This window comes from Pseudomonas saliphila, assembly GCF_008638345.1.
GTDB lineage: Bacteria > Pseudomonadota > Gammaproteobacteria > Pseudomonadales > Pseudomonadaceae > Halopseudomonas > Halopseudomonas saliphila.
In genome coordinates this window covers 1-5,591 of sequence record NZ_VTVA01000039.1, presented here as the reverse complement: position 1 = coordinate 5,591, position 5,591 = coordinate 1, and the positions used below count along the sequence as shown (strand labels likewise).

The window sequence follows — 5,591 nt, the reverse complement described above, 5'->3', positions numbered from 1 at the left end:
GCAGCAAGTGAAGCAGCAAAAATACTTCACAAAATTGCTTGACGGATCAGAAGGTTAGCGTAGAATACGCGGCCTTGGCAAGGCGGAAACGCCGGCCGAATCGCTCTTTAACAATTTGAATCAAGTAATTCGTGTGGGTGCTTGCTGAGTGCTCGATGATCGAAAAGATTATCAGCCAAGCAAGTTACTCTGTGAATTCATAGAGTTTATTTGTAAACGCTGAGCCAAGTTTAGGGTTTTCTCAAAACCCAAGCAGTTTTTAAACTGAAGAGTTTGATCATGGCTCAGATTGAACGCTGGCGGCAGGCCTAACACATGCAAGTCGAGCGGTAGAGAGAAGCTTGCTTCTCTTGAGAGCGGCGGACGGGTGAGTAATACCTGGGAATCTGCCTGATAGTGGGGGATAACGTTCGGAAACGGACGCTAATACCGCGTACGTCCTACGGGAGAAAGCAGGGGATCTTCGGACCTTGCGCTATCAGATGAGCCCAGGTCGGATTAGCTAGTTGGTGAGGTAATGGCTCACCAAGGCAACGATCCGTAACTGGTCTGAGAGGATGATCAGTCACACTGGAACTGAGACACGGTCCAGACTCCTACGGGAGGCAGCAGTGGGGAATATTGGACAATGGGCGCAAGCCTGATCCAGCCATGCCGCGTGTGTGAAGAAGGTCTTCGGATTGTAAAGCACTTTAAGTTGGGAGGAAGGGTTGTTGCCTAATACGTAGCAACTTTGACGTTACCGACAGAATAAGCACCGGCTAACTCTGTGCCAGCAGCCGCGGTAATACAGAGGGTGCAAGCGTTAATCGGAATTACTGGGCGTAAAGCGCGCGTAGGTGGTTCAGTAAGATGGGTGTGAAATCCCCGGGCTCAACCTGGGAACTGCTTTCATAACTGCTGAACTAGAGTACGGTAGAGGGTAGTGGAATTTCCTGTGTAGCGGTGAAATGCGTAGATATAGGAAGGAACACCAGTGGCGAAGGCGACTACCTGGACTGATACTGACACTGAGGTGCGAAAGCGTGGGGAGCAAACAGGATTAGATACCCTGGTAGTCCACGCCGTAAACGATGTCAACTAGCCGTTGGGAACCTTGAGTTCTTAGTGGCGCAGCTAACGCACTAAGTTGACCGCCTGGGGAGTACGGTCGCAAGATTAAAACTCAAATGAATTGACGGGGGCCCGCACAAGCGGTGGAGCATGTGGTTTAATTCGAAGCAACGCGAAGAACCTTACCTGGCCTTGACATGCTGAGAACTTTCCAGAGATGGATTGGTGCCTTCGGGAACTCAGACACAGGTGCTGCATGGCTGTCGTCAGCTCGTGTCGTGAGATGTTGGGTTAAGTCCCGTAACGAGCGCAACCCCTGTCCTTAGTTACCAGCACATAATGGTGGGCACTCTAAGGAGACTGCCGGTGACAAACCGGAGGAAGGTGGGGATGACGTCAAGTCATCATGGCCCTTACGGCCAGGGCTACACACGTGCTACAATGGGCGGTACAGAGGGTTGCCAAGCCGCGAGGTGGAGCTAATCCCGAAAAACCGTTCGTAGTCCGGATCGGAGTCTGCAACTCGACTCCGTGAAGTCGGAATCGCTAGTAATCGCGAATCAGAACGTCGCGGTGAATACGTTCCCGGGCCTTGTACACACCGCCCGTCACACCATGGGAGTGGGTTGCACCAGAAGTAGCTAGTCTAACCTTCGGGAGGACGGTTACCACGGTGTGATTCATGACTGGGGTGAAGTCGTAACAAGGTAGCCGTAGGGGAACCTGCGGCTGGATCACCTCCTTAATCGACAGATCACGACACTCTTCAAGCACTCACACGAATTACTTGATTCAACACAAAGGCGATTGGGTTGTAGCGCTTAGTGCTACAAAGTACCCGAGATAATTGGGTCTGTAGCTCAGTTGGTTAGATCGCACCCCCTGGTTTTATAAAGGGTAGGGTGAGGTCGCATCGACCGGCAGTTACAGGATGGGAAAGCCCGAGATAATTGGGTCTGTAGCTCAGTTGGTTAGAGCGCACCCCTGATAAGGGTGAGGTCGGCAGTTCGAATCTGCCCAGACCCACCAATTGTTGAGGTGCGAGGGTTCTTCTTAAAGGGGCCATAGCTCAGCTGGGAGAGCGCCTGCCTTGCACNGGGTCTGTAGCTCAGTTGGTTAGAGCGCACCCCTGATAAGGGTGAGGTCGGCAGTTCGAATCTGCCCAGACCCACCAATTGTTGAGGTGCGAGGGTTCTTCTTAAAGGGGCCATAGCTCAGCTGGGAGAGCGCCTGCCTTGCACGCAGGAGGTCAGCGGTTCGATCCCGCTTGGCTCCACCAAGACAGACCGAAGCACGAACGACTCAATGACAACGCCTTAGCTGGACCTAGAGTTCATACATGAATGATTGCCCTTGGGTAGATCATTGATGTCTGGTCTTTAATAGCCAGCCGCTCTTTAAAAATTTGGGAAAGTGATAGAAGTAAGACAAGACATAGCACTGTGTTTCACTGCACAGGGTTATGGCTAAGGTAACTTGTAATCTCAACGCAAGTTCCGGATTGTCGTGAAATCATGTCGATATAACATGTGACTTCGATCGGTCGTGCTGGCAACAGCGAGATTGTTTGGGGTTATATGGTCAAGTGAATAAGCGCATACGGTGGATGCCTTGGCAGTCAGAGGCGATGAAAGACGTTGTAGCCTGCGATAAGGTTCGGGGAGCTGGCAAACAAGCTATGATCCGGACATTTCTGAATGGGGAAACCCACTTGGCATAAGCCAGGTATCACACACTGAATACATAGGTGTGTGAGGCGAACCGGGGGAACTGAAACATCTAAGTACCCCGAGGAAAAGAAATCAACCGAGATTCCCTAAGTAGCGGCGAGCGAACGGGGAGCAGCCCTTAAGCAGTTTAGAGTTTAGTGGAACGCCCTGGAAATGGCGGCCGTAGTGGGTGATAGCCCCGTACACGAAAGGCTCTTAGCTGTGAAATCGAGTAGGACGGCGCACGTGAAACGTTGTCTGAACATGGGGGGACCATCCTCCAAGGCTAAATACTCCTGACTGACCGATAGTGAACCAGTACCGTGAGGGAAAGGCGAAAAGAACCCCTGTAAGGGGAGTGAAATAGATCCTGAAACCGTATGCGTACAAGCAGTGGGAGCCCACTTGTTGGGTGACTGCGTACCTTTTGTATAATGGGTCAGCGACTTATATTCTGTGGCGAGCTTAACCGTCTAGGGGAGGCGTAGGGAAACCGAGTCTTAATAGGGCGTTTAGTCGCAGGGTATAGACCCGAAACCGGGCGATCTATCCATGGGCAGGTTGAAGGTGCCGTAACAGGCACTGGAGGACCGAACCGACTACCGTTGAAAAGTTAGCGGATGACTTGTGGATAGGAGTGAAAGGCTAATCAAGCTCGGAGATAGCTGGTTCTCCTCGAAAGCTATTTAGGTAGCGCCTCGTGTATCACCACTGGGGGTAGAGCACTGTTTGGGCTAGGGGGTCATCCCGACTTACCAACCCCATGCAAACTCCGAATACCAGTGAGTGTCAGCACGGGAGACACACGGCGGGTGCTAACGTCCGTCGTGAAAAGGGAAACAACCCAGACCGTCAGCTAAGGTCCCAAAGTTATGGTTAAGTGGGAAACGATGTGGGAAGGCTTAGACAGCTAGGAGGTTGGCTTAGAAGCAGCCATCCTTTAAAGAAAGCGTAATAGCTCACTAGTCGAGTCGGCCTGCGCGGAAGATGTAACGGGGCTCAAACCATACACCGAAGCTACGGGTTCATCTTAGGATGAGCGGTAGAGGAGCGTTCTGTAAGCCTGTGAAGGTCAATTGAGAAGTTGGCTGGAGGTATCAGAAGTGCGAATGCTGACATGAGTAACGACAATGGGAGTGAAAAACTCCCACGCCGGAAGACCAAGGGTTCCTGCGCAACGTTAATCGACGCAGGGTGAGTCGACCCCTAAGGCGAGGCCGAAAGGCGTAGTCGATGGGAAACGGGTTAATATTCCCGTACTTCTAGTTACTGCGATGGGGGGACGGAGAAGGCTAGGCCAGCAAGGCGTTGGTTGTCCTTGTTTAAGGCGGTAGGCTGGGATCTTAGGTAAATCCGGGATCCTAAGGCCGAGAACCGATGACGAGCTTTCTTTTAGAAAGCGAAGTGGTTGATGCCATGCTTCCAGGAAAAGCCTCTAAGCTTCAGGTAACTAGGAATCGTACCCCAAACCGACACAGGTGGTCAGGTAGAGAATACCAAGGCGCTTGAGAGAACTCGGGTGAAGGAACTAGGCAAAATGGCACCGTAACTTCGGGAGAAGGTGCGCCGGCTAGGGTGAAGCATTTACTGCGTAAGCTCTGGCTGGTCGAAGATACCAGGCCGCTGCAACTGTTTATTAAAAACACAGCACTCTGCAAACACGAAAGTGGACGTATAGGGTGTGACGCCTGCCCGGTGCCGGAAGGTTAATTGATGGGGTTAGCTTCGGCGAAGCTCTTGATCGAAGCCCCGGTAAACGGCGGCCGTAACTATAACGGTCCTAAGGTAGCGAAATTCCTTGTCGGGTAAGTTCCGACCTGCACGAATGGCGTAATGATGGCGGCGCTGTCTCCACCCGAGACTCAGTGAAATTGAAATCGCTGTGAAGATGCAGTGTATCCGCGGCTAGACGGAAAGACCCCGTGAACCTTTACTATAGCTTTGCACTGGACTTTGAATTTGCTTGTGTAGGATAGGTGGGAGGCTTTGAAGCGTGGACGCTAGTTCGCGTGGAGCCAACCTTGAAATACCACCCTGGCAACTTTGAGGTTCTAACTCTGGTCCGTCATCCGGATCGAGGACAGTGTATGGTGGGTAGTTTGACTGGGGCGGTCTCCTCCCAAAGAGTAACGGAGGAGTACGAAGGTGCACTCAGCACGGTCGGAAATCGTGCGTAGAGTATAAAGGCAAAAGTGCGCTTGACTGCGAGACCCACACGTCGAGCAGGTACGAAAGTAGGTCTTAGTGATCCGGTGGTTCTGTATGGAAGGGCCATCGCTCAACGGATAAAAGGTACTCCGGGGATAACAGGCTGATACCGCCCAAGAGTTCATATCGACGGCGGTGTTTGGCACCTCGATGTCGGCTCATCACATCCTGGGGCTGAAGCCGGTCCCAAGGGTATGGCTGTTCGCCATTTAAAGTGGTACGCGAGCTGGGTTTAGAACGTCGTGAGACAGTTCGGTCCCTATCTGCCGTGGACGTTTGAGATTTGAGAGGGGCTGCTCCTAGTACGAGAGGACCGGAGTGGACGAACCTCTGGTGTTCCGGTTGTCACGCCAGTGGCATTGCCGGGTAGCTACGTTCGGAAAAGATAACCGCTGAAAGCATCTAAGCAGGAAACTTGCCTCAAGATGAGATCTCACCGGGAGCTTGACTCCCCTGAAGGGCCGTCGAAGACTACGACGTTGATAGGCTGGGTGTGTAAGCGCTGCAAGGCGTTGAGCTAACCAGTACTAATTGCCCGTGTGGCTTGACCATATAACACCCAAGCAATTTACGGTGTTATAGACGACGCCGATTGCACGACAGTTCGGAACTGCACGAGAT

The 5,591-nt window shown here is 52.2% G+C and carries 3 tRNA genes and 2 rRNA genes; all 5 read left to right on the top strand.

The window, feature by feature from the left end:
* The first annotated feature begins 261 nt into the window (after positions 1-261).
* A 16S ribosomal RNA gene (locus tag FHK95_RS19810) occupies positions 262-1,798 on the top strand.
* 207 nt (positions 1,799-2,005) lie between these two features.
* Positions 2,006-2,082 (top strand) — tRNA-Ile (locus FHK95_RS19805).
* Between the two features lie 68 nt (positions 2,083-2,150).
* A tRNA-Ile gene (locus FHK95_RS19800) sits at positions 2,151-2,227 on the top strand.
* Positions 2,228-2,256: 29 nt separating this feature from the next.
* Positions 2,257-2,332 (top strand) — tRNA-Ala (locus tag FHK95_RS19795).
* A gap of 300 nt (positions 2,333-2,632) precedes the next feature.
* Positions 2,633-5,522 (top strand): 23S ribosomal RNA (locus FHK95_RS19790).
* Together the 16S and 23S rRNA genes with 3 tRNA genes alongside form the textbook arrangement of a ribosomal RNA operon.
* The last annotated feature ends 69 nt before the right edge of the window (positions 5,523-5,591 follow it).